At 68.7% G+C, this 26365-nt stretch carries 18 protein-coding genes, 1 pseudogene and 1 riboswitch; of the genes and pseudogenes, 9 read left to right on the top strand and 10 right to left on the bottom strand.

Features of this window, described 5'->3' with window-relative positions; genetic code table 11:
• Nucleotides 1-66 precede the first annotated feature (66 nt).
• Together xylB (BN4251_RS03135) and xylA (BN4251_RS03130) are read right to left on the bottom strand one after the other, a co-directional pair.
• Nucleotides 67-1458: a xylulokinase gene (gene xylB, locus BN4251_RS03135; protein ID WP_087483715.1), complete on the bottom strand. Its 1392-nt coding sequence runs from the start codon at nucleotides 1456-1458 to the stop codon at nucleotides 67-69.
• Nucleotides 1459-1692: 234 nt separating this feature from the next.
• Nucleotides 1693-2775, bottom strand: coding sequence for a xylose isomerase (gene xylA, locus BN4251_RS03130; RefSeq protein ID WP_425426178.1), 1083 nt, complete (start codon nucleotides 2773-2775; stop codon nucleotides 1693-1695).
• Here xylA (BN4251_RS03130) and xylA (BN4251_RS03125) point away from each other — a divergent pair.
• Together xylA (BN4251_RS03125) and xylB (BN4251_RS03120) are read left to right on the top strand one after the other, a co-directional pair.
• Nucleotides 2743-3804: pseudogene (gene xylA / locus BN4251_RS03125) on the top strand (xylose isomerase); the annotation flags it as partial. The gene xylA (BN4251_RS03130) and the pseudogene xylA (BN4251_RS03125) overlap by 33 nt on opposite strands.
• 234 nt (nucleotides 3805-4038) lie before the next feature.
• On the top strand, nucleotides 4039-5430 hold the full coding sequence (gene xylB, locus BN4251_RS03120) for a xylulokinase (RefSeq protein WP_087483715.1): 1392 nt from the start codon (nucleotides 4039-4041) through the stop codon (nucleotides 5428-5430).
• A gap of 120 nt (nucleotides 5431-5550) precedes the next feature.
• Here xylB (BN4251_RS03120) and BN4251_RS03115 read toward each other — a convergent pair whose 3' ends face one another.
• From BN4251_RS03115 to BN4251_RS03100, 4 genes are read right to left on the bottom strand one after another with little or no spacing between them, the layout of a single operon-like run.
• A complete protein-coding gene (locus BN4251_RS03115) occupies nucleotides 5551-7383 on the bottom strand; it encodes a hypothetical protein (RefSeq protein ID WP_087483714.1) in 1833 nt (610 codons plus the stop codon).
• Nucleotides 7384-7393: 10 nt separating this feature from the next.
• Nucleotides 7394-8215, bottom strand: a complete 822-nt coding sequence (locus tag BN4251_RS03110; RefSeq protein ID WP_212647578.1) for a carbohydrate ABC transporter permease — start codon at nucleotides 8213-8215, stop codon at nucleotides 7394-7396.
• On the bottom strand, nucleotides 8212-9159 hold the full coding sequence (locus BN4251_RS03105) for a carbohydrate ABC transporter permease (protein ID WP_087483895.1): 948 nt from the start codon (nucleotides 9157-9159) through the stop codon (nucleotides 8212-8214). The genes BN4251_RS03110 and BN4251_RS03105 overlap by 4 nt, the downstream gene beginning before the upstream one ends.
• 13 nt (nucleotides 9160-9172) lie before the next feature.
• Nucleotides 9173-10444, bottom strand: coding sequence for an ABC transporter substrate-binding protein (locus BN4251_RS03100; protein ID WP_087483713.1), 1272 nt, complete (start codon nucleotides 10442-10444; stop codon nucleotides 9173-9175).
• Nucleotides 10445-10636: 192 nt separating this feature from the next.
• Nucleotides 10637-10730, top strand: a riboswitch (TPP riboswitch).
• 245 nt (nucleotides 10731-10975) lie between these two features.
• Between BN4251_RS03100 and BN4251_RS03095 the strand changes: the two genes are divergently transcribed.
• Complete coding sequence (locus BN4251_RS03095) at nucleotides 10976-11776, top strand: 3-oxoacyl-ACP reductase (RefSeq protein ID WP_087483712.1); 801 nt, start codon at nucleotides 10976-10978, stop codon at nucleotides 11774-11776.
• Nucleotides 11773-13104 (top strand): LLM class flavin-dependent oxidoreductase, encoded by a 1332-nt coding sequence (locus tag BN4251_RS03090; protein WP_245810172.1) that lies wholly within the window; start codon nucleotides 11773-11775, stop codon nucleotides 13102-13104. The genes BN4251_RS03095 and BN4251_RS03090 overlap by 4 nt, the downstream gene beginning before the upstream one ends.
• On the opposite strand, the gene BN4251_RS03085 is transcribed toward BN4251_RS03090, so the two are convergent.
• Nucleotides 13082-16522 carry a DEAD/DEAH box helicase family protein gene (locus tag BN4251_RS03085; RefSeq protein ID WP_087483711.1) on the bottom strand — a complete coding sequence of 1147 codons (3441 nt, stop codon included), beginning with the start codon at nucleotides 16520-16522 and terminating at the stop codon, nucleotides 13082-13084. The two genes, BN4251_RS03090 and BN4251_RS03085, sit on opposite strands and share 23 nt — an antisense overlap.
• A 249-nt stretch (nucleotides 16523-16771) precedes the next feature.
• On the opposite strand from BN4251_RS03085, the gene BN4251_RS03080 reads away from it, so the two are divergent.
• Together BN4251_RS03080 and BN4251_RS03075 are read left to right on the top strand one after the other, a co-directional pair.
• Nucleotides 16772-17365, top strand: coding sequence for a hypothetical protein (locus BN4251_RS03080; protein WP_087483710.1), 594 nt, complete (start codon nucleotides 16772-16774; stop codon nucleotides 17363-17365).
• A gap of 101 nt (nucleotides 17366-17466) precedes the next feature.
• Complete coding sequence (locus tag BN4251_RS03075) at nucleotides 17467-18006, top strand: RES family NAD+ phosphorylase (protein WP_140398376.1); 540 nt, start codon at nucleotides 17467-17469, stop codon at nucleotides 18004-18006.
• A 41-nt stretch (nucleotides 18007-18047) separates the two neighbouring features.
• Here the strand turns inward: BN4251_RS03075 and BN4251_RS03070 are convergent, their stop codons facing one another.
• Nucleotides 18048-19127 carry a restriction endonuclease subunit S gene (locus tag BN4251_RS03070; RefSeq protein WP_087483708.1) on the bottom strand — a complete coding sequence of 360 codons (1080 nt, stop codon included), beginning with the start codon at nucleotides 19125-19127 and terminating at the stop codon, nucleotides 18048-18050.
• Nucleotides 19124-20596, bottom strand: a complete 1473-nt coding sequence (locus BN4251_RS03065; protein ID WP_087483707.1) for a type I restriction-modification system subunit M — start codon at nucleotides 20594-20596, stop codon at nucleotides 19124-19126. The genes BN4251_RS03070 and BN4251_RS03065 overlap by 4 nt, the downstream gene beginning before the upstream one ends.
• Nucleotides 20597-20813: 217 nt before the next feature.
• Between BN4251_RS03065 and BN4251_RS03060 the strand changes: the two genes are divergently transcribed.
• Nucleotides 20814-22493 (top strand): extracellular solute-binding protein, encoded by a 1680-nt coding sequence (locus BN4251_RS03060; protein WP_087483706.1) that lies wholly within the window; start codon nucleotides 20814-20816, stop codon nucleotides 22491-22493.
• Nucleotides 22494-22499: 6 nt separating this feature from the next.
• Here BN4251_RS03060 and BN4251_RS03055 read toward each other — a convergent pair whose 3' ends face one another.
• Entirely contained in the window at nucleotides 22500-23147 is a 648-nt protein-coding gene (locus tag BN4251_RS03055) for a TetR/AcrR family transcriptional regulator (protein ID WP_170931810.1), read from the bottom strand.
• Nucleotides 23148-23197: 50 nt separating this feature from the next.
• Between BN4251_RS03055 and BN4251_RS03050 the strand changes: the two genes are divergently transcribed.
• Nucleotides 23198-24373: a glycoside hydrolase family 5 protein gene (locus tag BN4251_RS03050; protein ID WP_087483704.1), complete on the top strand. Its 1176-nt coding sequence runs from the start codon at nucleotides 23198-23200 to the stop codon at nucleotides 24371-24373.
• Nucleotides 24370-25383: an ABC transporter permease gene (locus BN4251_RS03045; RefSeq protein ID WP_087483703.1), complete on the top strand. Its 1014-nt coding sequence runs from the start codon at nucleotides 24370-24372 to the stop codon at nucleotides 25381-25383. Before BN4251_RS03050 ends, BN4251_RS03045 begins: the two co-directional genes overlap by 4 nt.
• The last annotated feature ends 982 nt before the right edge of the window (nucleotides 25384-26365 follow it).

The following is a 26365-nucleotide window of genomic DNA, read 5'->3' as shown; positions in this document are numbered from 1 at the left end:
TCAGTCGAAACAGCCCGGCGTTCTTCGCGTCGGGGAGGATTCCCTACGTGCGCGATCGCCGCAGGCTCAGCCCCAGCTCTCGGTGCGGTCCTTGAGCTCGCGATACGCCTCGAGCACCTGGGGCGTCGGCTCGGCGCCGACGGTGCGGGAGCCGGTGATCTCCCAGGCCGGGGGCTGCTGCGCGCCGGAGAGGGCCCAGGCGGCCTGGCGGGCGGCGCCGAGGGCCACGTACTCGCCCTCGGGGGCGATAGTGACCTCGCGGCCGAAGATCGCGGGGGCCAGCTGCTGGATCGCCTGGCTGCGGGCGGCGCCGCCGATCAGGGTGATGCCGGCGGGGGCGGTGCCGGTGCGGTCCTCGAGCGCGGCGATGCCGTCGGCGAGAGAGCACAGCAGGCCCTCGACGTAGGCGCGGGCCACGTCCTCGCGGGTGGTGGCGGTGCTCATGCCGGTGAGGGTGGCGCGGGCGGTGGGACGGTTCGGGGTGCGCTCGCCGTCGAAGTAGGGCAGCAGAGTCACGCCGTTCGCGCCGGGCACGGAGGCGAGCGCGAGGCGGGAGAGCTCCTCGTGGTCCACGCCGAGCAGGGCGCGGGCGGCCTCGAGGATGCGGGAGGCGTTGATGGTGGTGGCCATGGGAAGGAACCGGCCGGTCGCATCAGCGAAACCGGTCACGGCGCCGCTCGCGTCACCGGGGCGGGAGTCGCTGACCATCGCGCACACCCCGGAGGTGCCGATCGAGACGGACACATCGCCCGGACCCTGGGACAGGCCCAGCGCGGCGCCCATGTTGTCCCCGGTGCCGGCGGCGATCACCGCACCGCTCGCGGTGCGGGCCATGATCTCCTGCGGGGAGCCGGGCAGGCGCGGCAGTTCGAGCGCGCGGCCCAGCGCCCGCTCGGCCAGCTCGGGGGCCCAGGCCTCGGCGCGGGTGGAGTAGTAGCCGGTGCCGGAGGCGTCGCCCCGGTCGGTGAAGGCGGCGGTGCCCTGCTCGGCCAGGTGCAGGGAGACGTAGTCGTGCGGCAGCAGCACGCTCGCGGCGCGCTGCGCGCTCTCGGGCTCGTGGTCCCGCACCCAGCGCAGCTTGGAGGCGGTGAAGGAGGCGACCATGAGGCTGCCGATCTCCTCGACCGAGGCCTCCGGCCCGCCCATCTCCTCGATCAGGGTCTGAGCCTGCGGGGCGGAGCGGGTGTCGTTCCACAGCAGCGCATCACGCACCACCTCGCCCTTCTCGTCCAGCAGCACCATGCCGTGCTGCTGACCGCCCACGGCTACGGCCTCGGCCCGCTCCAGCAGGGGTCCTGCGGCCTCGTCCACCGCGGCCAGCCACGCGCGAGGATCCACCTCGGTGCCGTCGGGGTGGGAGGCGCGACGCTCCTCGAGCACCTCCCCCGATTCCGCGTCGACCAGAAGGGCCTTGGTGGCCTGGGTGGAGGAATCGATGCCGAGGACCAGAGGTGCCATCAGGAGGCCTTTCCGTCAGTGAAGCTGGATGGAGCGCGGATATGTCGGGGTGTCGGGCGGGTGCGAGGGCGGGTGCCGGCGACAGCCCGCACGACCCACGCGCCCGGGCCCACCGGGCCGGGCCGATGCCCGAGAAATGCGCGCTGAGGACCGATGTCGGCGTGCGCATCGGTCCTCAGCGCTCAGAACTCCTGCCAGCGGGGCGAGGGGCAGGCCCCACCGGCGGAGCGAGGCTCAGGCGCGGAAGCCCAGCAGGTGCTGCATGGCCAGCTGCTGCAGGCGCACGAAGCCGTAGTTGCGCTCGCCGGCCTTGTCGGCGTCGAACTCCTCGAAGGTGGAGCGGTCCGCGAGGAGGTCCTCGAGGGTCTCGCCCTCGCCGAGGGTGGGCTCGGCGAGCTCCTCGATGCCGGAGTACTTCAGCGCCTCCTGGACCTCGGAGTCCTGACGGAACGCGAGCGCGCGCTCCTTGAGCATCAGGTACATCTCCATGTTCGCCGCGGCCGAGTCGTACTGGCCCTTCTCGTGCTCGGTGCGCGAGGGCTTGAAGTCGAAGTGGCGGGCACCCTCGTAGGCGCCCGGCTTCGAGGGGAAGCCGTTCTCGAGCAGGTCCACGGTGAAGAAGGCGCTGATCAGGTCGCCGTGACCGAACACGAGGTCCTGGTCGTACATCGGGCCGTGCTGGCCGTTGAGGTCGATGTGGAAGAGCTTGTCCGCCCACAGCGCCTGGGCGAGGCCGTGGGTGTAGTTCAGGGTGGCCATCTGCTCGTGGCCGGTCTCGGGGTTGATGCCCACGATGTCGCCGTTCTCGAGCTGCTCGATGAAGGCGAGGGCGTGGCCCACGGTGGGCAGGAAGATGTTGCCGCGGGGCTCGTTGGGCTTGGGCTCGAGGCCGATGCGCAGGTCGTAGCCCTTGGACTTGATGTAGCCGGCCACGGTGTCGACGCCCTCGGCGTAGCGCTGGTGGGCGGCGAGCAGGTCCTTGGAGCCGTCGTACTCGGAGCCCTCACGGCCGCCCCACATCACGAAGGTGGTGGCGCCGAGCTCGGCGGCGAGGTCCACGTTCGCGAGCACCTTGCGCAGGCCGAAGCGGCGCACAGAGCGGTCGTTGGAGGTGAAGGCGCCGTCCTTGAAGACGGGGTGGGCGAAGGTGTCGGTGGTGATCATCTCGATCACCAGGCCGGTCTCCTCGGTGACCTTCTTGAGCTCATCGATGATCTGCTGACGCTCCTGCGGGGTGGCGTCGAAGGGCACGATGTCGTTGTCGTGGAAGGTGAAGCCCCATGCGCCGAGCTCGGCGCATGGGGCTTCACCTTCCACGACAACGACATCGTGCCCTTCGACGCCACCCCGCAGGAGCGTCAGCAGATCATCGATGAGCTCAAGAAGGTCACCGAGGAGACCGGCCTGGTGATCGAGATGATCACCACCGACACCTTCGCCCACCCCGTCTTCAAGGACGGCGCCTTCACCTCCAACGACCGCTCTGTGCGCCGCTTCGGCCTGCGCAAGGTGCTCGCGAACGTGGACCTCGCCGCCGAGCTCGGCGCCACCACCTTCGTGATGTGGGGCGGCCGTGAGGGCTCCGAGTACGACGGCTCCAAGGACCTGCTCGCCGCCCACCAGCGCTACGCCGAGGGCGTCGACACCGTGGCCGGCTACATCAAGTCCAAGGGCTACGACCTGCGCATCGGCCTCGAGCCCAAGCCCAACGAGCCCCGCGGCAACATCTTCCTGCCCACCGTGGGCCACGCCCTCGCCTTCATCGAGCAGCTCGAGAACGGCGACATCGTGGGCATCAACCCCGAGACCGGCCACGAGCAGATGGCCACCCTGAACTACACCCACGGCCTCGCCCAGGCGCTGTGGGCGGACAAGCTCTTCCACATCGACCTCAACGGCCAGCACGGCCCGATGTACGACCAGGACCTCGTGTTCGGTCACGGCGACCTGATCAGCGCCTTCTTCACCGTGGACCTGCTCGAGAACGGCTTCCCCTCGAAGCCGGGCGCCTACGAGGGTGCCCGCCACTTCGACTTCAAGCCCTCGCGCACCGAGCACGAGAAGGGCCAGTACGACTCGGCCGCGGCGAACATGGAGATGTACCTGATGCTCAAGGAGCGCGCGCTCGCGTTCCGTCAGGACTCCGAGGTCCAGGAGGCGCTGAAGTACTCCGGCATCGAGGAGCTCGCCGAGCCCACCCTCGGCGAGGGCGAGACCCTCGAGGACCTCCTCGCGGACCGCTCCACCTTCGAGGAGTTCGACGCCGACAAGGCCGGCGAGCGCAACTACGGCTTCGTGCGCCTGCAGCAGCTGGCCATGCAGCACCTGCTGGGCTTCCGCGCCTGAGCCTCGCTCCGCCGGTGGGGCCTGCCCCTCGCCCCGCTGGCAGGAGTTCTGAGCGCTGAGGACCGATGCGCACGCCGACATCGGTCCTCAGCGCGCATTTCTCGGGCATCGGCCCGGCCCGGTGGGCCCGGGCGCGTGGGTCGTGCGGGCTGTCGCCGGCACCCGCCCTCGCACCCGCCCGACACCCCGACATATCCGCGCTCCATCCAGCTTCACTGACGGAAAGGCCTCCTGATGGCACCTCTGGTCCTCGGCATCGATTCCTCCACCCAGGCCACCAAGGCCCTTCTGGTCGACGCGGAATCGGGGGAGGTGCTCGAGGAGCGTCGCGCCTCCCACCCCGACGGCACCGAGGTGGATCCTCGCGCGTGGCTGGCCGCGGTGGACGAGGCCGCAGGACCCCTGCTGGAGCGGGCCGAGGCCGTAGCCGTGGGCGGTCAGCAGCACGGCATGGTGCTGCTGGACGAGAAGGGCGAGGTGGTGCGTGATGCGCTGCTGTGGAACGACACCCGCTCCGCCCCGCAGGCTCAGACCCTGATCGAGGAGATGGGCGGGCCGGAGGCCTCGGTCGAGGAGATCGGCAGCCTCATGGTCGCCTCCTTCACCGCCTCCAAGCTGCGCTGGGTGCGGGACCACGAGCCCGAGAGCGCGCAGCGCGCCGCGAGCGTGCTGCTGCCGCACGACTACGTCTCCCTGCACCTGGCCGAGCAGGGCACCGCCGCCTTCACCGACCGGGGCGACGCCTCCGGCACCGGCTACTACTCCACCCGCGCCGAGGCCTGGGCCCCCGAGCTGGCCGAGCGGGCGCTGGGCCGCGCGCTCGAACTGCCGCGCCTGCCCGGCTCCCCGCAGGAGATCATGGCCCGCACCGCGAGCGGTGCGGTGATCGCCGCCGGCACCGGGGACAACATGGGCGCCGCGCTGGGCCTGTCCCAGGGTCCGGGCGATGTGTCCGTCTCGATCGGCACCTCCGGGGTGTGCGCGATGGTCAGCGACTCCCGCCCCGGTGACGCGAGCGGCGCCGTGACCGGTTTCGCTGATGCGACCGGCCGGTTCCTTCCCATGGCCACCACCATCAACGCCTCCCGCATCCTCGAGGCCGCCCGCGCCCTGCTCGGCGTGGACCACGAGGAGCTCTCCCGCCTCGCGCTCGCCTCCGTGCCCGGCGCGAACGGCGTGACTCTGCTGCCCTACTTCGACGGCGAGCGCACCCCGAACCGTCCCACCGCCCGCGCCACCCTCACCGGCATGAGCACCGCCACCACCCGCGAGGACGTGGCCCGCGCCTACGTCGAGGGCCTGCTGTGCTCTCTCGCCGACGGCATCGCCGCGCTCGAGGACCGCACCGGCACCGCCCCCGCCGGCATCACCCTGATCGGCGGCGCCGCCCGCAGCCAGGCGATCCAGCAGCTGGCCCCCGCGATCTTCGGCCGCGAGGTCACTATCGCCCCCGAGGGCGAGTACGTGGCCCTCGGCGCCGCCCGCCAGGCCGCCTGGGCCCTCTCCGGCGCGCAGCAGCCCCCGGCCTGGGAGATCACCGGCTCCCGCACCGTCGGCGCCGAGCCGACGCCCCAGGTGCTCGAGGCGTATCGCGAGCTCAAGGACCGCACCGAGAGCTGGGGCTGAGCCTGCGGCGATCGCGCACGTAGGGAATCCTCCCCGACGCGAAGAACGCCGGGCTGTTTCGACTGATCTTCCTCCTGTCGACCGGACTGACGGACCCGCTGCACCGCCTGCGGCCTCCGCTCACACCAGCCGCACGCCCCCGTCGCGGGGAGGCGAGGCGCTCGATGCGGCGAGGCACAGGCTGAGCGTGAGCGGCGCGGAGGAGCGCGCGGGGATCAGCAGCACCTCGCCGCGCGGCTCGTCGGTCGCGCCGAGGAAGGTGTACTGCTCACCCGGGTCGTAGAAGGCGCGGCCTCCGAGAGCGCCGACGGCTGAAATCTCGAGGGTCTCGCCGTCGCCTGCGAGGGTGCAGTGGGCTTCCCGCGAGACGGCCCCGGCCGACGCCGGTGCGCCATCGTCCGCAGGCTCGAGCACGAGCCGCCCCCGCTCGTCCCGCCGCAGGCCGGGGGAGAGACTTCCGCCGTCGAGAGCGAGCAGCAGGCACAGGGGAGTGTCCGTTCCAGTGAAGCGGAAGTGCAGATTGAGGTGACCTGGGGCCAGTTCCGCACGGAGCGTGGTGGTCAGAGCCAGCACGTCCACGGGCCGGTGCGGAAAGTCCATCGCGGCGGCGAAGCGCCCGTTGAAGCCCAGCGGATACACGCCGTGCGGGTCGAGGTGGGCGGGGGCGAGCGGATGGAAGTATTCGGCCTGGACCTCCTCGCGGAGCTCATAGGAGAACCGGCCCGCCTCCTCGTCGCCGTCGACCCGTCGCGGCGGGCCCGGACGCAGCGGCCCCAGCGAGAAGAAGTCGCGGGACAGTCGCACCTCCGGCACCCCGACGCTCCGCCCCACGAGCCGCGCGAGCACTGGCCGGCTCGACGTGCCCGAGGCGATCCGTCCGATCGCGGCGGTGTCCGTCCCGCCGAACAGCACCGCACGCGAGTCGCCGTGATCGATGCGCACCAGCCCCGAGGGATCGAGCTCCACGAGCTCCGGGCGATCCGGAGCGGCCGACGGGGCGGGGTCGGGCAGGGGGTCGAGGGCCGACGGGTCCTCCAGGGCGTGGGCGAGCAGGGTGAGCACTGCGTCCGCGTCGGCGAGGGCCGAGGTGCGGCGCTCGGCACGGGCCGAGAACGGATCGCCGGTCCGGGCGGCGTGGGAGCGGAACCAGGGGTGCAGGGCCCCGCCGTCGAAGCGCTCGAACTGGTCCTGGCGCCGCGAGGCGAGGGTCTCCACTCGCCCGTCAGCGTCCGTCAGCCGGGCCTGGATGCGCGTGCCGCGATCCGCCGCCTCCCGAAGTGCGGGCAGCTCGAGGATCCGGCCCATCACCAGCAGCGACGGCACCGAGACGTGAGCTGCATAGTTCGCGCTGCGTTCGGAGAACATGCCGTCGGCCTGCAGGTCCACACCCTCCGCGAGCCACTGCAGAGCGCGCTCGCGGGTCTGCTCGGACCCGCCCGACTCCCACAGCCGGGCGAGCGCCGAGGCGATCTCCCAGCGGTGGTTCGGGGTGTGCACGCCGCCCTGCAGGAGCGCGGGTGCGACCGCGCCGAGCAGCTCATCGAGCAGATCGATGAGACCCTTGGCGGGGGAGACGCTCGCCGGGAGTCCGCCCAGCTGGACCCGCGCCCAGGCGAGATCGTTGACCGTGAACGCCGAATCCGGTGGGGAGTCGACGTTGTCCCCGCCGCGGAAGGTGCCCGAGGGGCCCTGGAGCTCGCGGAGCGCCCGCAGCGCGGTGCTCGCCGCCTCGACGAGCGGCCCGTCGGCCTGCACATCGCGAGCCGCCGCCCCGAGCTGCAGCAGCAGCGTCGCATCGCGCACCACCCTGCCGAGCGCACGGTGCGTGGGGGCGGCGAGGATCTCCTCGGCATGCGGCGGCAGTCGCCGCGCCGCCTCCTGCACGAGCAGGCGGTGCTCGGCAGGGAGCTGATCCAGGAGCGCAGACGGTGCGCGGGCGGTGCCAGCGGTCATCGAGGGGTCCTCAGTCCTTCAGTCCGGAGCTGATGTCGGAGTTCATGATCTGACGGCGGAACACCAGGAACAGCAGCACCATCGGGATCAGCGAGATCACCGAGGCGCCCAGCAGCACCGCCCAGTCGATGTTCTCAGCGCCCACGATCGAGCGCAGAGCGATCTGCAGGGTGTACTTCTTCTGGTCGTTCAGCACCAGCAGCGGCCAGATGTAGTCGTTCCACCGCCACTGGAAGGAGAAGATCGCGAGCACCGCGATGATCGGACGGGCGATCGGGAGCATCAGGCGGAAGAAGATCCGGAACTCGCCCGCGCCGTCGATGCGGGCGGCCTGCAGCAGCTCGTCGGGGACCGTCAGGAAGAACTGACGGAACATGAAGATGCCGGTCGCCGTGATGATCGACGGGATGATGATGCCTGCCAGCGAGTTGTACAGCCCCAGCCCCAGGATCACCGCGAAGGTCGAGGGCATGATGACCTCGGTGGGAAGCATCGTGGTGACCAGGATCAGCAGGAAGAAGATCTGCACCAGGCGGTTGCGGTACTTCGCCAGGGCGAAGCCGGTGCACGCGCTGACGAACACCGTGAACACGGTGGAGACCACTGCGACGATCGCGGTGTTCAGGAAGTAGGTCTGGAAGTCGAAGCGGGTCCAGGCCGTCTGATACCCGCTGAGCGTCCAATCCTGCGGGAACAGTCGCAGCGGCCAGGTGAACAGCTCGCTGCCCGGCTTGAAGGAGCTCAGCAGGAACCACAGGACGGGGAACAGGAACAGCGCCGCGAGCGCCCACAGCAGGATGTTCGGCGCGATCTGACGCGCAGAGAAGCTCACTCGAGATCACTCCTGTCGAACCGCTTCTGGATGAGGGCGATGGCCAGCAGGATCACCATCAGCACCATCGAGGCGGCGCTCGCGTAGCCGATCTTGGACTGCTCGAAGCCGGTCTTGTAGATGTACTGGACGATCAGCACGTTCGAGGTGCCGGGGCCGCCTCCGTTGAGCGCCTGGATCATCGCGAACTCCTTCATCGCCCCGATCGTGCCCAGCAGGATCACCAGGAACGAGGTGGGACGCAGCAGCGGCCAGGTGATCCGGCGGAACCGTGTGAGGGGCCCGGCACCGTCGAGCGATGCCGCCTCGAGGTACGAGGCGGGGATGTTCCGCATCGCGGCCATGAACAGCAGCATCGAGAACGCGGTGCCGCCCCAGGAACCGGCGAGGATCACCACCACCAGGGCGAGGTTGGGATCGGCGGCCCATTTCACCGGATTCAGGCCCGCGGAGGTGATCAGGTAGTTCACCAGGCCGAAGTTCTCCCCGAACAGCCACCGGAAGATGACGCCGGTGACGATGGGGGAGACCAGCCAGGGGAAGAAGAAGATCACCTGGGCGAGGGCGGAGCCCTTGACGTCCTTGGACACCAGCAGCGCGCTGATGGTCAGGGACAGGAAATACCCGAAGGGCACCGCCACCACGGTGTACAGCACCGTGCGCAGCAGGCTCGAGTAGAACTCCTCGTCCGCGAACAGAGAGGTGTAGTTCTCCACCCCCACGAACTCGGCCTCCCCGTATCCCCGGTAGTCGGTGAAGGAGTACAGGATGCCGAGCCCGGCCGGGCCCACGAAGAAGATCACGAACAGCACGATCGCCGGCAGCAGGAAGATCGTGGCGATGACCCCGCGCCGACGACGCTCACGCACGGCGTTGGGACGCCGCGCGCCGTCGCCGGCACGGACCGGCCGCGGGCCCGCGGCGGGGTCGCTCTGGGTGGTCATGGTGGACATGCGATCAGGCGAGGCTCTCGTTGAGCTGCTCGAGCGCAGCGGTCACGGCGTCCGCAGCGGAGATGTCCCCGGCGATCGCCTTGACCGCCTCGTCACGCACCGGATCTCCGCTGAGCGGAGCGGCGGTGCCGGCCGCCTGCAGCGCGAGGTCGCGCGACTTGATCTCGCCCACGAAGGCGGGTGAGGCCGCGATCGCGGCGTTGTACAGGTCGAAATCCTCCTGACGGTCCTCGTAGCTGACCTCCACACCCTCGGTGGCGGGCAGGAACCCGGAGATCCGCGAGATCTCCGCGTAGTTCTCCGGGCTGTACAGCCACTTCACGAAGTCGAGCGCCTGCTGCTCCTGGCCCGTCCCCTCGAACACCACGATCTGGGCGGCGGCACCGAAGTTCGTGGCCTGATCGGGCTGGGCCGGCATCGGCACGCTGACCCACTCGAAATCGGCGATGTTCGCGACGAAGTCCGCGATCTGCCACGAGCCCGAGTAATAGGCCGCGATCTGGCCGGTCTTGAACATGGCGTTGGGATCCTCCTCCGTCAGCCAGACGGAGCGCGGCATCACCTCGTCGTCATTCATCGCGACGAAGCGCTCGAGCGCCTCGACGGTCGCATCGTTCGCCTCGTACTGGGAGAGGTCCTCGTTCAGGCGCAGCCCCTCGGAGCCGTTCTGGTACAGGAACGAGTTCAGCCGGTGGGAGCTGCGGTCCATGACAAGAGAGAACCGGATGCCGTTCGCCTCGCGCACGCTGTTCGCGGACTCGATGAACTCATCCCATGTCCACACATTATCGTCGAACGAAGTGGGGTACTCGACGCCGGCCTCGTCCCAGAGGTCCTTGTTGAGGAACATGCCGACGGCGGTGAGATCGCTCGGCAGCGCGGGGACCTTGCCCTCCTCGTCGCGTGCGTACATGCCCTCGATGGGCTTGACCTCGGCGGCGACCTCCGAGAGGTCCACCGTCCGATCCAGCCAGACGGGGTCGATCGAGGGCATGCGGCCGATCGCCGGGAGGTCGTTCGCCTTGGAGGCGTTGCGCACCTTGGTCTGCAGGTCATCGTAGGGAACATCGACGATCTCGATCTGGATCCCGGTCTCCTCGAGGTACTTCTCGGCCATCGCGGCGTAGCCACCGCCCTGGTTGGCGTCGCCGGAGAGCATGAACTGGACCGGGGCGTCCGGGGAGGCGGAGGAGCCGCCTCCGCAGGCGGCGAGAGCGGGTGCCGCGGTGGCGGCGAGACCTGCGGCGAGCAGGGTGCGACGATTCAGGCTGTGCATGGTGATCTCCTCGGAGGACTGCGCTTCGTTGACGCGACCGACGCTCCACCGCGAACGACGCTGGGCTGCGGAGCAAGGACTGGTGACCCATATGGTCCAGACAAAGGTGCGCAATTGTCAAGCGCTTTCCGTGGGTGAGTCGTGGAAGCGGTGGGCGGCACCTTTACGGCGGTGGATCTGCGGGTAGCATCCATGAGTGACACGGGGTGCCCCGACGGGGGCTGAGATCACACCCGGTGAACCTGATCGAGTTCGTACTCGCGGAGGGATGTCGTCGATGAGCTGTGTGCTGCCGCCATGCACGCCGTCGCCCCATGCATCGATCCTCGCTGCGCCGGCCTCGCCGCGCCGTCGGAGGAGGCGCCGCAGTGCGTCCGGGCCCCTTCGTGCAGACGGGCTCACCGGGGTCCGCCGGCGGATCCCCGTGTCCTCTTCCACGCGGCGCCGGCACTCGGCGTCGCTCCTTCCGCGATGTGCTCCCGCCCGCTGTGCGGCGGGCGTGCTCGCCGGCCCCGAAAGGACCTGTCGACCATGACCTCACCGACCACCGAGCAGACCTCCCGCCCCACGCCCGCCCTCGCCGAGCAGATCGTGCTGGTCACCGGCGGTGCCCGCGGCCTCGGGCGCGCACTCACCGAAGCTTTCCTGCACGAAGGGGCCCGGGTGGTCATCAACCACCTCACCAGCGAGGGCGCCGCACTCGAGCTCGCCGAGCGCCATCCGGGTCGTGCCGTCGCCGTGCGCGCCGACGTGCGGGACCGGGCCCAGGTCGAGGCCCTGTTCACGCAGGCCGAGGACGCCTTCGGCGCTCCTGTCGACACCGTCGTGAACAACGCTCTGACCGGCTTCTCCTTCAACGGCGACGCACGCGCCAAGGCGCACGAGATCTCCTACGACGCCTTCTCCGCGCAGTTCTCCGGCGCGGTGCAGGGCGCTCTGAACACGATCCAGGCGGCGCTGCCCGGCTTCGCCCGGGCAGGTTCGGGGCGCGTCGTCAATGTCGGCACCAACCTGTTCCAGCACCCGGTCGTTCCGTATCACGACTACACCGCGGCGAAGGCGGCGCTGCTCGCGCTGACACGCACCTTCGCCGCCGACCTCGGCCCGCTCGGCATCACCGTGAACATGGTCAGCGGCGGGCTGCTGCGCACCACCGACGCGAGCGCCGCGACCCCCGAGGAGGTCTTCGACGCGATCGCCGCGGGAACCCCGCTGCAGTCGGTCACCACACCCGCGGAGTTCGCCGACGCCGCGCTCTTCTTCGCCTCTCCGTGGTCCCGGTCCGTGACCGGGCAGAACCTTGTCGTCGACGGCGGGCTGGTGAAGGATTGAGGATCGCTGCGCCTCGCCGCCAGGTGCGGCTGAACCTGTTCGCCCATGCGTGCGGCCACCACGCCGCGGCCTGGCGGGCGCCGGGCTCCTCGGTATCGCGACTGGGTGACATCACGTACTGGGAGGGGCTCGCACGGATCGCGGAGCGCGGACGGCTCGATGCGATCTTCCTCGCCGACGGCCAGTCGATCGCGCCCGCCGGGGCCGAGCGCGGGCCGACATGGTTCCTGGAACCGATCACCGTGCTCACGGCGATGGCCCGCGCCACCGCACGGATCGGGCTGGTCACGACGGTGTCGAGCACATTCTGGGACCCGTTCCACGCCGCTCGCCTGCTGGCGAGCCTCGACCACATTTCCCACGGCCGGGCCGGGATCAACGTGGTCACCTCGATGACCGACGCGGAGGCTCGCAACCACGGCATGCCCGCGCTGCCCGATCATGCGAAGCGCTACGCCACCGCGGGGGAGTTCATCGAGGTGCTCCAGGGCCTGTGGGATTCCTGGCCCGCTCAGAGCATCCTGGCCGATCCGGAGGGGGTGTACGTCGACTCGTCCCTGCTGCGACCGCCGCAGCATCGCGGTCAGTCCTTCGAGGTCGCCGGGCCGTTGAACGTGCCGACGCCGCCGCAGGTCCGCCCGGTGCTGTTCCAGGCTGGAGCCTCCGAACCGGGTCGCGATCTCGCCGCCCGCCACGCCGAGGGGATCTATGCGGTGGCCTGGGACCTCGAGTCCGCGCGCGCCTACCGCTCGGACATCCGCGCGCGGGCCGCCGCGCTGGGCCGCGACCCGGAGACGATCGCGGTGATGCCAGGCCTGGTCGTCCACGTGGCCTCGACCGAGGCGGAAGCCCGGCGGATACGCGCGGATCTCGACTCCCGCCTGCCGGTCGCGGATTCCCTGCGCCAGCTCTCCTTCTTCATCGGCCAGGACGCCTCAGGCTGGGAGCTCGACGCCTCCGTGCCACCGCTCCCGCCCCTCGAGGAGTTCACCGGCCCGAAGGGGCGCTATGCCACGGTGCTGCGCATCGTCGACTCTGTGCGACCGACGGTGCGTGAACTGCTGGGTCTGCTCGCCGCCGGTGGCGGCCACGCGACCGTCATCGGTACACCGGAGTCGGTGGCCGACGAGATCGAGCGCTGGGTCGACGCGGGAGCGGCCGACGGCTTCAATCTCATGCCGCCCACCCTCCCCGGCGGGATCACAGACTTCGTCGATCAGGTCGTGCCCGTACTGCAGCGGCGCGGCCGGTTCCGGCGCGAGTACGAGGGGACCACATTGCGGGAGCACCTGAGGTTGCCCGAGGTCAGGCCAGCGACTTCTCCGTGATGATGTCGACGGGTGTGGCGGCGCGCTCGATGTCGTGCAGCACCGTGATGACCGCATCGGCCTCCGCCTCGTCCGGGAACACGATGTCGATGCGGGTCGCGGCCCTGTCCTCGTAGGGCGACTGGAACAGGCGCTCGGGCCGCATCTCGCCGCGCCGGGTGAGCTCGTCGATCACCATCGTCAGAAACTCCATCTGCGCTGAGTTCAGGCCGCCCAGGGCGATCTTCTCGGCGAAGGCTGACTCGGCGGCTGCGCGGTCCAGGCCGACGAGCGAGCGGACGAACACTCCGAGGCCCCGTTCGCCGCTGAGCGCCGCCAGCGCCTCGGGGGTGCCGTCTCCCTGTTCGACGAGGATCCGCTCGAGCTCACTGAGATCCGTCTCGGTCAGCGGCAGGTTGCGGCGCAGACGCTGGATCGCGACGTGATCGCGGTGCTCACGGATGTACGCGGTGACCTTCTCCCGGAACCTGGCCTGGTCCACGCCCACGGCGACCAGCGGAAGGTCGGCGGAGCGGGCCTCGCCGAGGTCGTCCTCGAAGTCGGTCACCACGCTCCAGCGTCGGTGTGCGTCGAGGAACTGCGCCAGGGAGCGCAGCTCTCGGCGGGCTCGCTCCAGCATCGCGAGGGTGACCCCCTCCCACCAGTCCTCGCCCGCGACCTCCTGCAGCAGAGCGGCTGCGGTGGCGACCTGGGGGATCGTCTGCTTCTCGAGCAGCTGAGAGGCGACCTCCTGCACCGCTGAGCGAGTGCGCTCGGCCAGGGCCTCGTCTCCCTCGAGCTGGGCGAGCTCGCGACGCAGCACGAGCAGGTCGAAGCGTTTGGCGTGCTCGTCCTCTGTGGTGCCGGCCGAGGGCAGGGACCCCAGGGACTCTGCGGCATCCTCCGCGTCGATCCTGCCGAGCGGCGCCGCCCAGCCCTCGGGACGCGAGTACCGCGAGATCGCCTCGCCATGCCTGCGCGCGAGGAAGGAGTGGGTGGGGATGCCGCCCACGAACTCGCTCAGCCATTCCACCGCGCCCTCCCGCACCTGCAGGTCCCCTGCGGTGAGGTCGATGCCGGCCACGATCCGGGCGCGGGTGGCGAACAGTCGATGGGACAGCGGCTTCTGCACGCTCGAGGCGCGGTCCGCGGGGTCCTGCCCGAAGTACTCCACGTTGCCGCAGAAGTCGAAGACGCGGAACCCGGTCTTGTCGGCTCCGTCCCCGTGGGCGTCAGGGCACAGCCGGGTGCCGCGCCCGATCATCTGCCAGAACTTGGTTTTGGAGAGCACCTGCTTGAACAGCACCAGGTTCAGCACCTCGGGGACATCGATCCCAGTGTCGAGCATGTCCACGCTGATCGCGATGTGCGGGGCCCGGTCGCTGATCGAGAAGGACTCGATGAGGTCCTGCGCATAGGCGGAGTCGCTGGTGATCACCTGGGCGAAGTCTCCGCCCAGATGTGGGTACTGGGCGTCGAAGCGCTCCTTGAGGAACTGGGCGTGGCGCTGGTTCATCGCGAACACGATGGTCTTGCCGAGACGGTCGCCGCCGGCCACGTGGTGGCCGGCGCGCATCAGCTCGGCGAGGGCCTTGTCCGCGGTGTCGGCGTTGAACAGGGAGCGGAACACGCGCGGCGCCTCGACCGCGGTGGGCATCTCCTCCACCGGGTCGGAGTCCTCGCCCTCGTCCCAGTCGATCTCCTCCCACTGCTCCTTCTCCTCTTCGGAGAGCTGGTCGTAGCGGATGCCGCTGCGGTGGAAGCCGAGGTCGTAGACGAGGTTCTCCGGGCCCACGAGATAGCCCTCGCCGATGGCCTCCTCCAGCGGGTAGGAGTCGGTTGGCACGCCGGGCTCGAGCTCGAAGAGGCGGTAGGTGCTGCGGGCGATGTCATCGACCGGGGTGGCGGTCAGTCCCAGCAGCAGGCCGTCGAACCAGTCGAACAGGGCTCCGTACTTCTGGTAGGCGGAGCGGTGGGCCTCATCGATGATCACCAGGTCGAAATAGCCCGGGCCGAAGCGTCGCCCGCCGCCGTCGCGCGCCGCATCGACGAGGTTCATCATCGTGGGATAGGTGGCCAGGTGGACGCGCGCCTCGGAGTGCTTGTCCGAGGTGAGGTCGATGCTCGTCACACCCGGTAACAGCTTCGAGAACGCCTTGTGCGCCTGGCGCACTAGGGCGGTGCGGTCGGCGAGGAACAGCACGCGCTTGGCCCAACCGCGCTCCATCAGCTGGTCCACCAGGGCGATCGCGGTGCGGGTCTTGCCGGTTCCGGTTGCCATGACCAGCAGGGCACGGCGCTGACGGGCGTCGAAGTGCGCTCCCACCTTCGCGATCGCTCGCTGCTGGTACGGGCGACCGGCGATCTCCGCGTCGACGCCCGCGCTGCTCAGCGGGCGGCGTTGCGTACGTCGGTGGTGGAGCTGCTCGAGCTCGCCGCGGGTGTAGAACCCTTCGATCGCACGGGCGGGGTAGCCGGGAGCACCGTTCCAGGGTGCATCGTCCCAGATCTCGTGCTGCCGGCCATTGGTCAGGAAGATGATCGGCCGCCGACCGAACTTGCGCTCGAGAGCGTCGGCGTAGAGCTGGGCCTGGCGGGCGCCGACGGAGGGGTCACGGCTGGTGCGCTTGGCCTCGACGAGGCCGAGCGGCCGGCCGTCCTCTCCCCACAGCACGTAGTCGACCCTGCCGGTGCCGCTCTCGTTGACCCCCGGCAGGACGGGGAGCCCGTCCACGGGGTACTCGCGATTCTCGGGGTTCTCCAGGGCCCATCCCGCATCGCGCAGCTGCTCGTCGATGAGGTCGTTGCGGGTCTCGTCCTCGCGGTAGTCGTGGGTGTCGGCGGCGGTGTCGGCTGCCTTTGCGTCGGCGATCTGCTTCCGCAGCGCCTCGAGCTCCTCCTCCAGGGCGGAGAGCTTGTCATCGCGCTCGGCGATCTCGCGCCGGGAGGTCTCCTGCTGCTCGGTGAAGCGCTTCACCAGCTTGGCGAGCTCGGCGGGGCCGAGCGGGGCGCGCTTCTGAACGATGGAGACGTCGAAGGCGGTGCCCAGTGGTGCGGCCTCGGGGAATGTGGACTGGTGCTTGACCGTCCAGACGATCACGTCGAAGAGATCCCGCAGTGTGGCGACGCCCTCCTGGCGGGAGAGTCGACGGTTGCCGTGCGCAGCGTCGTTGCCGCGCCGGCGCAGGAGGTTCAGCTGATTGTTGATGGCGTAGGTGCGGTTCTTGAACGCCGGGTCGTTCATCCGGGCGCTGAGGTCCGAGCGGTAGCCCTCAGGCAGCCCGAACACGTCCACGAAGAGGTACTCGACGACCTTCTCCACCGCGACGCGAGCATGGAAGGCGGCGCTGTCGGGGTCGGAGAGGGCGTAGGACTCGGCGCGCTGGCACACGTCGAACAGCTCCGGCCACTGCCCCCGGATGAATCCGAAGTTGCTCACTGCCGCCCTCCTCGGTCGCTTCCCAGGTCAGAGTGTATCGACGGGGTGCGACGGCGGGGAATGTCGGAGGGTAGGGAGACGCGACGTCGAAGGGGTGGCCCACCGACTGCTTCTCGATCGAGCGTGCTTCTCGCTACGGGAAACACGGTAAACCGAGAAACGATGCTGGTGGGCGCCGCCTTGCAGGCATCTCCCGTGAGTCCACGAGAACCCTTCTGTTGCAGACGGTTACGGCGTAACATGATACTCATGAGCAGCGCGACGCATGACTTCACGGCTCGCCTGGAGGACGCCTTGGACCGGCGAGGCAATCCTCTGAGCGTCGACGCGCTCCTGGACCTCCTGCGCGAGGCCAGCGATGCCACCTCGGAGTCGCTCTCCGCAGGGGAGCGGGAGTTCCTGCTGGAGAACACGGACCTCACGGAGGAGGATCTGACTCCCACGGCGCGCACCCTCTCGCAGAGCCGCGTCGCACGGGACAGGGCGGCGGCGCAGGAGCAGGTGCACAGCGCCTCGCTCAGCACGGCGGAGGTCGCGACGCTCCTCGAGCGACATGAGGCGAGCATCCGGCGGTCGAAGGCGACGGGCGATCTGTATGCGCTGCCGAGCAGCGGGGGGCGCACGACTCGATTCCCGCACTGGCAGTTCGACGACGGGGAGGTGGTTCCGGGGCTGCGCGCGATCATCCCGGCGTTCCCGCAGTACACGCACCCTCTGTCGATCCAGCGCTTCATGACGACGCCGAACGAGTCGCTCGATCAGCGGTCTCCCGTGCGATGGCTGCTCGACGGGGGACAGGTGGACGCTGTGGTCTCACTGGTCGACGAGCTCGGCTACGAGTGAACTCGGCGCACGCGAAGAATCCCCGCCGCCCGTCGGTTCCGCTCACACTCCCGGACGGCACCGTCGCCTCGTTCGGCGGGCCGCTGTGGAGGATCCATGCGGTGGCCGGAAGGCACCCGATGGCGTGGGACGAGCTGCGATGGAACGGGCCGATCCGCAGCAACCGCTGGGACCCGCAGGCAGGTCCGCTCTCCGTCCGCTCCGTAGCCGGCGTCTCCTACACGGCACCCGCCTACACCACGGCCTTCGCCGAGCTCTTCCAACGGGACCGGGCGATCACCCTCACCGCCGAACGAGCCTTGTCCGGTTGGCGCCCATCGCGACCCCTGGACCTGCTGAACCTGATCGGCGGGGAGGGGAACGGGGACTGGGCCGTGCGCCACGGAGCGTCCGCCTCGCTCCCGCAGGCCTCGAAAGACATCTGCCGTGCGTGGGCCGCGGCCATCCATGACCAGCTGGGAGATCGCCTCGACGGGCTGCTGGTCCCCTCGACGGTCACCGGCGACCCGGTGATCGTGCTCTTCTCCCGCTCGGTCGCTGCCTTCCCCGCCGCGCCCAGCTTCTCCCGCAACCTTGAGCACGCTGATGTGCTGACGCTCGCCGCGCGGGTGCGGGAGCGCCTGGGGTGGTCGATCCGCTGACCGGCGCGCCGGAGAGCGGTGGTCCAGCCGTCGGCCGCCGGTCAGAGCTCGCCGCGGAACGCTCGATGCTGGAGCGCGGCGAACAGCTCCTCGTCGGCTTCGAGCGCCTTGGCGACGCGGTCGCGCTCAGCGCGGATCTCCCTAAGAGCGTCGGCGAAGGACTCTTGAGCTTCGAGAGGTGGCAGCCGGATTGGGACTCCAGATATCCGTGCACCGTTAATTGAAGGCTGGCCGGACTGGGCTGAATACTGATTCAGGTCTGCAGACCGGAGTGCATATTCCAGGTATGAGATATCAACGTCAGGGCGCAGGATCTCGGCGACTAATGCATTATCGGTAACCCAAGAGTTTGGTCGTGTTACGTGCACGGCGCCACAGTTCGCCCCAACTCTCCCGACTATCAGTCGGCGCGGCTTGTGCATGGCGCGGTCGTGAGTGCCAGTGATTCCATTGCCGCCATATACGGGGACGTCACCTCCTGCTTGCTTAGAGGCTGGTAAGAATTTTCCGCTCGACCAGCGAGCAATATCGCTGAGTGGAATGGTTGGGTGCGTATTGTTGGTGTTGGCGAACCGCTGGTGGAACAACTCCAGCGGGAGCTTGTCGAGGTGGCTGAGCTGGGTTCGGCGCTTCGCGCGGATCGCGTCGGCCTCGTCGAGGATTGAGGCGATGCGGCGCTGTTCTTCGATGGGTGGGAGCGGCACTGTGAAAGATAAAAGCTCCGCCGGACTCAGCCGAGGTAGATTTGCGCCAGAGGCTCGTGACGAAGCGAGTGATACCATTGACGGCTGACGTAGGTAATGAAGTAGGTAGTGTCGGGTTAGGCGCTCTCCGGGCAGGACTGGGAGGATATCTGTGCTGCAGACCCCGTGCCTGGTAGGGTTGGCTACCTTGACTAAGTTCGGTCGCAACTTTCCGTACAAAATGTGCCGCGTATCGAAGTGGAACTTGTTGCTGGACAGCTGTGCATCGCCCACAGTGCTTGAAGCGATGATCTCCCCGCCGCGCGCGATATGCTCGAGCCCGAGATAGTAAGTCGATTCGGGAAGGTTGCGCGGGTTAACTGTGGCGCGGTCAATCGTCGCGACGTCACCGAGTTTTTCTCTGGCCCACTTGCTCACCCCAGCGCCTCCCGCAGCCGCGCCACACCCTCGGCGATCTCGCCGTTCAGCCGTTCGACGTCGGCGAGGATGTCCGCTGTCGGGCGGTGCTCGATCTCCTCGTGCTCGATCTCCTTGTAGCGGTTGATCGAGAGGTCGTAGCCCTCGGCGACGATGTCCGCCTTCGGCACCAGGAAGCTCTGATCAGTGCGGGCGCGATCTCGTTCGCCGTCGAGGTTCTGCCAGCGGGCCAGCACGTCGGGCAGATCGTCGTCGGTGATCTTGGTGCGCTTGTCATCGAGCGAGAAGCCGTCGGCCGTGACGTCGTAGAACCAGACGTCCTCCGTGCCGCCGGCGCCCGTCTTCGTGAAGAACAGGATCGCGGTGGAGACCCCGGCGTACGGCTTGAACACCCCCGAGGGCAGCTTCACCACCGCGTCGAGCTTGTGGTTCTCGACCAGGGACCTCCGCAGATCCTTGTGCGCCTTCGAGGAGCCGAACAGCACGCCGTCCGGAACGATCACCGCGGCGCGACCACCCGTCTTCAGCAGGCGCAGGAAGAGGGCCAGGAACAGCAGCTCCGTCTTCTTCGTCTTCACCACGCTCTGGAGGTCCTTGCTCGTCTCCTCGTAGTTGAGTGACCCGGCGAAGGGCGGATTCGCGAGGATCATCGTGTACCGCGAGGCCTCACCCGCCGCCCCCTCGGACAGCGAGTCGCGGTACTCGATCTTCGCGGAGCCCACCCCGTGCATCAGCATGTTCATGCTGCCGATCCGCAGCATCGTCGTATCGAAGTCGAAGCCGTGGAACATCGCCGGAGCCCGGCCCGGGGTCTGGGCGCGGTCGATCAGGGCGTCACCGTGGTGCGTGCGCACGTACTCGCCCGCGGCCATCAGGAAGCCGGCCGTGCCGCATGCGGGGTCGCAGACCACGTCCTGCGCGGTGGGGGCCATCATGTCGACCATCAGCGAGATGATGTGCCGTGGGGTGCGGAACTGGCCGTTGGTGCCGGAGGTCGCGAGCTTCGAGAGCAGGTACTCGTAGAGGTCCCCGTTGGTGTCCCGATCATCCAGAGGGATCTCGTCGAGCATGTCCACGACCCTGCTCAGCAGCCCGGCGCTGGGGATCGTGTAGCGAGCCCCGGCCATGTGCTCGCCGTATGAGCTGGTCGCACCATCCGGCGTGTCTCCGAGCGACCGCAGGAACGGGAACACCTCGTCACCCATGAGGCGGTGCATCTCCGCGGTGTCGGTCATCACCTTGATCTTCGACCAGCGCAGGTGCGAGGTCCCCTCCGGGAACGGCATGGGGGTGCTGGTGCGACCCAGACGGCGCAGCTCGCGCTCTGCTCGCATCTGCTGTTCGTCCAGCTGGCGCATGAACAGCAGGTAGGTGACCTGCTCGATCACCTCGAGCGGGTTCGAGATGCCTCCGGACCAGAAGGCGTCCCAGACGCGGTCCACGCGGTTCTTCAGTTCTCCCGTGATCACCCGAGCGAGTCTATGTGCGTCCTCCGACCGGTGAGTGCCGTGCCTTCGTCGCGACGGAGCGTGCTCCCCGTGCACCTCGGCACCGGGCCGTTGCCCGATCGTGATCGTCGACCTCTGGCGGATCGTCGCGCGGCGTGTAGAGTCCCTCGACATGAACGCCTAACGGCTATTAGGCGTTTGGTCTGCATCGTGCCAGTCGACCTCAAAGGAGAGCGTCATGACCACCGTGTCATCCCCGCAGTTCCGTCCCTCGCGCCGTTCCGTCCTCGGCCTCGGCGCCGCCGCCGTCTCGGTCACCGGGCTCGCCGCGTGCTCCGGGTCCTCCGGCGGCTCCGGCTCCGGCGGCTTCGAGGAGCAGGAGCTCACTCTGCCCACCCACGTCGAGCCACCGGTCCCCGAAGGCGGCATCGCCTCCGAGGTCGAGGGCATGCCGATGATCTTCACCTCGCCCCTGCAGGAGTACTTCACCTCGGTCGAGGAGCCGCCCGGCAGCGGCGAGGAGGTGACGACCTTCCAGGTGCTGTGGGGTGCGCCTCCTCGTCCGCGCGAGCAGAACGACTACTGGCAGCAGCTCGAGGAGCGGCTGAACGTCACGTTCACCCCCACGCTGACCGCGGCGGACGGCTACAACGACAAGTTCTCCACCACCATCGCCTCGGGCTCGGTGCCGGACCTCTCCTTCGTGCAGGACACCGACGCGATCGGACAGCGAGCCCTGGCGGACGGCGCGTTCGCCGACCTCTCCGAGGTGCTCGCCGGAGACAACATCCTGCAGTGGCCGAACCTCGCCAACATCTCCACCAACGCCTGGCAGGTCTCCGCCAAGAACGGCCACATCTACGGCGTCCCGAACGAGAACCCGTTCCTGACGAACTTCCCCCTGGTGCGCGGCGACCTCATGCGGCTCGCCGGCCACGAGTCCATGGGCTCCACCGCGGAGGAGTGGCTGCAGGTGATGAGCGACATCGCCGCGCTGGGGACCGCCCACGGCAAGAAGATCTGGGGCATGGCCACCATCGGTGGCAACGAGCAGGCGATGTTCGAGTGGATGTTCCGGGCGGGCACCACCTGGCAGGTGGACGATTCCGGCAAGATCGTCAATGTGCTCATGACCGATGCCTTCGAGCAGGTCATGGAGTTCGAGAAGCAGCTGTGGGATGCAGGGGTCATCCACCCCGACGGCATCGGCGGCGAGCTCGGGGACCTCTTCACCACCGGACAGATCGCCCTGACCATCGATTCCTTCAACGGATTCTTCGGCAACCCCATCATCGGCCAGGTCGTGGACTCGACCCCGGAGGCCGAGCCCGAGTTCTTCGTCCCGCCCGCCTTCGACGGCGGCGATATCGTCATCCAGCGGGATGACGGCTACTGGGGCATCGTGGCGATCTCCGCCGCGGCCGCCGAGGACGAGGCCCGCCTGCACGAACTGCTGGGGATCATCAACTACTGGCGTGCGCCGTTCGGCTCCGAGGAGGCCCTGTTCATCGGATCCGGCACGGAGGGCGTCAACTACGAGTTCGGCCCGGACCACGAGGTCGTCGGGCTCGGTGACGACCAGGCCGATGCCGACCGTGCCGCCCTCCAGTGGCTGGGTGCGTTCAACTCGCCGATCTACTCCATCGCCCCCACGCTCACCGACTACGTGGACAACTTCCGCACCACGATGGAGCAGCTCGTCGCCTCCACCGTCCCCAACCCGGTGGCGGGCATCGTCGCCCCCAGCGCGGCGTCGCTGAACGCGAAGCTGGACTCGCTCAATGAGGACTACCGCAACGGATTCATCACCGGCCGCCGGCCCCTCAGTGAGCTCTCCGAGTACCGCGAGGCCTGGCTCAGCGCGGGCGGGCAGACCCTGTGCGACGAGTTCACCGCCGCGCTCGACGGGGCGGACTGAGGAATGTCAGCGCTCGTCGCTGCCGGAGGCCGTTCGCAGATCCGCCAGCAGCGCCCGGATGGTCCTCCGCGTCACCGCGGCCATGTCCACCGCGTCTGGGTCCAGCAGGAACTGGTACTGCACGCCGTCCATCACGGCCACGATCGCCGCCGCCGTCTCGAGCACATCGCCCTCGGGGACTGCGGGATCCGCGATCGCCGTGAGGATCGCATCGCTCACCATGGCTCGAAGGCCGGAGAGCCGGCGCCGGAAGTACGACTGCGCAGGGTGGTCCTCGGTGATCGACTCGCCCAGCAGCACCGCGTAGAGCTGGGTCAGGCCGCGACTGGCAGCGTTGGCCGCTGCGGTGTCGCCGAGGTGGTCCAGCGCCGCCTGGCCGCCGCTGTCGAAGGACGTGCCCCCGATCTGCCGCGAGAGGTCGTCGCGATAGTCGATCAGCTCGATGAGCAGGGACTGCTTGTTGCGGAAATGGTGCAGGAGGCTCGGGGCGGAGATGCCCACGTCCTCCGCGATCGCAGCGAGCGTCGCCCCCGCATAGCCGCGCAGACCGATCGTGCGAACGGCGGATTCGAGGATCTCCTTGCGCCGCAGCGCGGAGCGACGCGCACGAGGGCCGAGAGAGGCGTCGGCCGGATCCGTGGTGGGGCTGGACATGGTCGGCACCATAACGCCTCACCACGTCGACCAAGAACAGAGGGACAGGGATGACGGGACAGGACTACTACCGACGTGAGGGTGATCGCATCCGCGCTCCCGAGGGGGCGCTGCCCTTCGAGCGCGGCATGGGGCTCGGGGGCTGGCTGCTCCCGGAGGGCTACATGTGGGACCTCGAGGGGCCTGCGGACTCCCCGCGGCGCATGGAGCAGCTCGTCGCCGAGCTGATCGGTCCGGTCACCGGCGCCGAGTTCTGGGAGGAGTACCGCGCACGGTTCATCACGGCACAGGACATCGCCGAGATCGCCGCCGCCGGTTTCGACCATGTGCGACTGCCGATGAACGCCCGGGGGATCTTCGACGGGGACGAGCTGATCGAGGAGGGCATCGCGCACGTCGATCGCGCGATCTCCTGGTGCCGCGAGGCCGGGATCAGCTGCGTGCTCGACCTCCACGGGGCACCGGGCGGTCAGACCGGAGCGAACATCGACGACTCCCCGCACCGGCTTCCCGAGCTCTTCACCGACCCGGCCGCCTACCGCCAGGGCCTGCGGCTGTGGGAGCTGCTCGCGCAGCGCTACGCCGAGGAGACGACCGTGAGCGCCTACGACCTCCTCAACGAGCCGCTGCCGCAGAAGCACGAGTCCCTCGTGCCCCGGCTCGCGGACTTCTACCGCGACGTCATCGCCGTGATCCGTGCGGAGGACCCCCATCACCTCCTCTCGATCGAGGGCTGGAACTGGGCCACACGCTTCGAGGGGATCGATCGGCTCTGGGACGAGAACGCCTGCCTGCACTTCCACAAGTACTGGTCGGAGCCCACCACCCGGAGCATCCAGCAGTATCTCGACCTGCGGGAGCGCCTGGGCCTGCCCCTGTGGATGGGGGAGAGCGGCGAGAACGACGACCGGTGGTACGCCGAGGCGTTCTCGCTGTTCGCACAGCACGGCATCCCCTGGACCTTCTGGACCTGGAAGAAGATCGACCGCGACACCTCGCCGCGGATCATCCCGTCACCGGACAGGTGGGAGGAGATCAGGCAGTTCGCCGCCGGACGTGGGCCCAGACCGCCGCGCGCGCACGAGATCTTCGAGCAGCTCCTCGAGAACGTCGCGGCCTCGAGATGCACGGTGCGTGCCGCCGTGCTCGACGCCCTCCCGGGGATCGCCGCCGCCCCGTCCGTCCACCGGATCCCCGGCGTGCTGCAGGAAGGAGCGAACCGATGAGCATCGAAGCACGTGACACCGAAGCCCCCTCGCTCGAGCAGGCGGTGGCCGGCGTCCCCGAGGAGAGCCCCACGAATCCCGGCGCGGGTGGAGCATCGCGCCCTCGCACCAGGTCCCGGTGGCAGCGGATGAAGCGCGAGTGGCAGATGTACGTGTTCATCGTGCCCGGTGTCGCGTTCTTCCTCCTGTTCGCGTACGTGCCGTTGGCGGGGAACGTGGTCGCCTTCCAGGACTACTCCGCCTTCCGCGGAGTCTTCGACTCCCAGTGGGTGGGCCTGCAGAACTTCGCGAACCTCTTCACGGACGACGAGGTGCTGCGAGCGGTGGTCAACACCCTGGTGATCTCGTTCCTGCAGATCGTGTTCGCGTTCCCCGCGCCGATCATCCTGGCGCTGTTCCTGAACTCCCTGCTGGGCGAGCGGATCAAGCGCATCATCCAGACCGTCGTCTACCTCCCGCACTTCATCTCCTGGGTCATTGTCATCGCGATTTGGCAGAAGATCCTCGGCGGGGCCGGGCCGATCGCGCAGCTCTTCGACATGATCGGGGTCGAGGGCGTCAACCTCATGACGAACCCGGAGACCTTCAAGATCCTCCTGGTCAGCCAGGTGATCTGGAAGGACGTCGGATGGGGGACGATCATCTTCTTCGCGGCGATCTCGTCGATCCCCACCGAGCTCTACGAATCGGCGGCCACCGACGGCGCAGGCAGCTGGCGCCGCATGTGGCACATCACCCTGCCGGGACTGGTGCCCGTGATCTCCCTGCTGCTCATTCTCACCGTCGGCAACGTGCTCACCGTCGGCTTCGAGCAGCTGCTGCTGCAGCAGCCCGCCGTCGGCGCGAACGCCGCCCAGGTGCTGGACACGTTCGTGTACTTCCGCGGCATCGCAGGGGGCGACTGGGGACTCTCCGCAGCCGCCGGCCTGCTCAAGGGCGTCATCGCCACCATCCTCGTCATTTTCGCGAATCGGATCGCGAAGCGTCTCGGAACCGGAGGGATCTACTGATGGCCGTCATCGACCAGATCGCACGCCCCGACGTGACCGGCCGTGCCGCACGGCGCTCCCGGGGCGCGCCCTCCGGGCGACCGCCCTGGATGGACCGGCCCTCCCCGACGATGCAGGCCCTCAAGGTCGTCGTCATCGCCGTGATCGTGCTGGTGATGCTCTACCCGTTCTTGTACGTCATCATGTTCTCCTTCGCGGACGGCAGATCGGTGACCTCGGGGCAGCTTTTCCCCACCTCCTTCTCCACCGCGGCCTACGAGTCGATCTTCGCCGGCGGCGTGGTGACCAGGTCGCTGATGGTGACCGCCGGGATCACCATCGTGGGCACCCTGCTGTCGCTGCTGTTCACCTCGATGCTCGCTTACGGGCTGACCCGCACGCGTGACGTCCCCTTCTCCAAGGGCGCGATGGTGCTGGTGCTGTGCACCATGTTCTTCGGCGCCGGGATCATCCCGAACTACCTGCTCATCAAGGAGCTCGGGCTGCTGGACAGCTACTGGGCGCTGATCCTTCCCGGGCTCATCAGTGCGTTCAACATGATCGTGATGCGCAACTTCTTCATGGAGCTGCCGCAAGAGCTGCTCGAATCCGCCCGCATCGACGGGGCCAGCGAGTTCAGGATCTTCGGATCCATCGTGCTACCCCTGTCGAAGGCGGTGCTGGCCGTGATCGCGCTGTTCTACGCCGTCGGATACTGGAACTCGTTCTTCAATGCGCTGCTGTACATCAACGACACCACCAAGTGGCCGATCCAGCTGGTGCTGAACCAGTACGTCGTGCAGGGCAATGCGATGAGCGACCTCCAGGCGCCGGACCGTCCTGCCCCGCCCGCCCAGACCGTGCAGATGGCGATCGTCGTGGTCGCCACGGTGCCGATCCTCATCGTCTACCCGTTCGCGCAGCGCTTCTTCACCAAGGGCGTGCTCACGGGGGCGATCAAGCTGTCTCTTATACCCCTCTGACGCTGCCGACGATACTCCTT

This window comes from Brachybacterium massiliense (assembly GCF_900184245.1).
GTDB classification, from domain to species: Bacteria; Actinomycetota; Actinomycetes; order Actinomycetales; family Dermabacteraceae; genus Brachybacterium; species Brachybacterium massiliense.
This window is presented reverse-complemented; position numbering and strand designations above follow the sequence as displayed.